The sequence below is a fragment of the Deltaproteobacteria bacterium genome, assembly GCA_016930875.1.
In the GTDB taxonomy this organism is placed as follows: Bacteria; Desulfobacterota; Desulfobacteria; order Desulfobacterales.
In genome coordinates this window covers 1-3,454 of the sequence record JAFGFW010000209.1, presented here as the reverse complement: position 1 = coordinate 3,454, position 3,454 = coordinate 1, and the positions used below count along the sequence as shown (strand labels likewise).

Here is a 3,454-nt window from a genome sequence, read left to right as displayed (position 1 = left end):
TTTTGTCAAGCTTTAGTTGACGGGTTGATTGTACCCCGGACATCCCTGTCCGGTCAGGCATTCGGACAAGGATGTCCGAGGTACGAACCCGTCAGTCAAATCTTGACAAAACAGTAGTAATAGCTACCTATTTTGGAAACATAACTATAAACATCCTAAGTCATTCGTGTCTCGACTTCGCTCGACAACCGCCCGCTCGTTGAGCGAAATCGAAACGAGCCGCTCACTGTTCCCTTCGACTTCGCTCAGGGAACGCATTAACCACTACAATAGTATTTCAAGTATTGCGGCAATGGATAACGCTGCCATCCATCTTATCGTACAGCGGTTGTACGGGTGTCTGTCGATCACCTGCGGCGAACGCAGAAAACGGGGGTACTCATCATTTCTACAGTACTGGATCGCCTACGGCCAAAAAGCCTGGTAAATAGTTCCTTCGAAATAAAAAAGGCAGTTCCCGCAGGAACTGCCTTTTTTGTGCAAACGTCTCAAGCCGCGCTATTTGCGTTTTTTGGCGTAGCCGAGTAATCCCAAAACGCCCAGGCCAAGCAGTAACAGTGTGCCAGGTTCAGGCACCGGCACCACGATGTCGGTATCTGCTTTAAATGTGATTCCTTGCGAAAAAGACGACCAAGGTGAAAGAACACCAAACAATCCAGGGTCAAACCCCAAAGTCAATGTGCCATACAAATCGCCATATACTGTTCCATTTAAGGCTACCTGGTCGCTATAAGTAGCTGTTACCTCTCCATCATATCCGTCTATAGCTCCTGTAAGAGCAAATTCAAGGCCATACATTGAACCGGGCGTACTTGGAGGATCTTCTCGATGTTCTCCATCCACATCAAACACTACATTCCCCGGCAAAGCTTCTATTTTCAGAGACGTAAGATAACTTGCCACAGTCCCTGAATTTTCAAGCTCCCAATTCATAGAAAATGAATCGCCGTCTAACGAAAGCTCAAATTCTCTCCACGTGATGCCAAAAATGGGATCGACATAACTTCCAACTGCATGGCCGGCATCATCAATCGTAGCCTCCCAGGTCGCTACTTCAGTCCCAACTAAATACGTTGCAGTCACCTTCATCCCGGCCATTTCTGACCCATCAACCATATAGTCAACGACTTCTGCGGCATTATAAGCGGCCGGACCATCCTCATACTCGACACTATATGACAACGCATACACTGTAGATGCCAGCATCATGAACACAACGGTTAATACACTAATCTTTTTCATACCTTGTACCTCATTGTTATTGAGGCAACCCGGCTATCTCACCATGAGATCCGCGGCTTTCCGTCCCTGCCTCGCGACAGGTTTGGCTTTGTCTAATGAAAACATGTTGTTGATATAGAAAGAACGCACCCTCTTGAAGCCCCCCGGTCTTTTCTTGCTTATCCACAAAAAAAGCCGGGTACCCTTCTCAGGCAACCCGGCTGTCTCCATGAGACCCGCAGCTTTCCGCCCCCACCTCACGATGGGTTTAGCTTTATCTGTTACGCTTTTATGTAATGCATAGCTCATGCCAAACGAACGTTTTTTATCACTATTTTTTTTAAACGTCTGAACTCTGCCCGAATGACTAAGGAAATATTTTTTCTTTTTTTAGTGTACACCTTAAAAAAGTTCAACCTCCAGAGGCAATTCTCGTCTAAAAGTGTCAAAAATTTCGACACCCCTATTTTACAATGTCTTATAATTTGTTGATTTAATTAGATTTATTGACTTTCAGACAAGTGTCGAAAAATTTTACACTATTTTTCGATAACCTCAACATGTCTATTATCACGAGCTTTTCAGGCATGTTAAACTGTAAAGAAAATCGACACCCCCAATACTCGCTATTTATCGAGTTATCGTTCGTCGTCCCGTTTCCAACAGGAGTGCGAGAGCTTCTGCTTTCGCTGTCAAGCCAGACGGAGTGCGAAAGCTCTGCTTTCGCTGTCAAAGCAGAGCTTTGACACTCCAGTTTTCCACAAAATATTAATCCCTCTGAAAATCAGTTTTCACGCTTTTCCAAAAGGTTGTCACAAAATCTTCCTGGAATTGGACAGGGAAGCCATCGAGTAAAAGGACGTCATTGTCGTGAACTTCAAGCCGCACCGTTCCCGTTTCAGTGACCCAGGTCAGAACAGAAGCCGAATCCTCAATCATGCAAGGTTCAGCATTCCCGGGAAAGCGTTTTTCAAGCATGGCGGCATAAGTTTCAAAAAATTCCCGGGCATCCTGAGCAGTATCCCAGATCGTGTACCAGGCTAAGAACAGATTGCCGGTTTCATTGTGTTTATACAGGCCAAAGCGGTCGCCGTCCCATCCGGCAGCGGCAAGGCGCGCCTGTTCTTTGGGCAGGAAACCATCAAGCAGCAGGTGAATATTAAACTCTCCCAGGGTATTCTGTTCAAGCAGGCGCCAGTCAGGATATTTTTCTGCAAAATCCGGCAATGCAATCACTGTCGGCCAATCGCGTTCCTCGAAATATTTTTCAGGATGCAAAATCTGTTCGGTGGAGACCGGCAAATCAGTATAGGCCTGGTTAATCGTCTTCCAGTGCCCCTGCTGTTTCAAGCGCAAGACAAACTCAAAACCCTGGAGATAGGAAAACAACAAATTATCCATGATATAGCGTGGAACGGTTTGAAAGAGTCCGAAACCCCGCATTAATGGGCTGTTTGCCCAACGCTGCATGGATGCGGCAATGTCAGGAACCTGCGTGGCGTCAAGACCGGCCTGCTGCTGATCAAGGATGTAATCAATCATCACCAGAGTGGCATCCCCTTCAATCAATGCTCGAACAGCAGAAGCCATGTCTTCCTGCTGCAAATCTTCAAACGGTAATGACAGTAAATCGAAATGCTGGTCCTGTAACACATGCGTCAGTTCGTGCGCCAGTAAGATGTTGTCTAATGAAAGTCCCATACTCTGGATAAGCAGTTGAGTCATCATTTCCAATGGGAACAGCGATGGGGGCGGGCCTGACGCACTCTCTTGAACTAAGGCCATTTTTTTCTCAATCGGATCATAATATCCGGCAATTTGCTGAGAATAGAGCTGCGTCAGGAGTCTTTCGAGATTGATCGGGCTGAGGATAAACCCGAATTTGAGCAAACGGGTTTCAAGAATGCACAGCGCCTCGCCCGGATACGTGCGCTCAATTTCCCTTTGCAAAACGCGTTGGAGGTCCTCCGGCGATTGAAAGATAGTTTCAATCTCCTGTAAAAAGGGTAATTCTCGAAGCTGGACGACCTGTGGTTTGATCTGTTCAGTGATTGTTTCTAAAGGTTGCGTGCAGGCTGGTCCACCCCAACTCAGAGCACAAAAACTTCCTAACAAAAGCAAAATATTCAATTTCATAGTCTTCATGTAAGCAATACTTCGGTAATTTTTGATCTTCCCCCCTCAATCCCCCCGCAAGCGGGGGGAAGGAGGGAGGCATGACGCATGACCCGAT

2 protein-coding genes and 2 riboswitches are annotated in these 3,454 nt (G+C 46.5%); both genes read right to left on the bottom strand.

Annotation, left to right across the window (positions count from 1 at the left end):
* Positions 1-498: 498 nt before the first annotated feature.
* On the bottom strand, positions 499-1,116 hold the full coding sequence (locus tag JW883_17270; GenBank protein MBN1844014.1) for a PEP-CTERM sorting domain-containing protein: 618 nt from the start codon (positions 1,114-1,116) through the stop codon (positions 499-501).
* 146 nt (positions 1,117-1,262) lie between these two features.
* A riboswitch (cyclic di-GMP riboswitch) is annotated at positions 1,263-1,339 on the bottom strand.
* Between the two features lie 90 nt (positions 1,340-1,429).
* A riboswitch (cyclic di-GMP riboswitch) is annotated at positions 1,430-1,504 on the bottom strand.
* 485 nt (positions 1,505-1,989) lie between these two features.
* Positions 1,990-3,357, bottom strand: a complete 1,368-nt coding sequence (locus tag JW883_17265) for a hypothetical protein (protein MBN1844013.1) — start codon at positions 3,355-3,357, stop codon at positions 1,990-1,992.
* Positions 3,358-3,454: the final 97 nt, after the last annotated feature.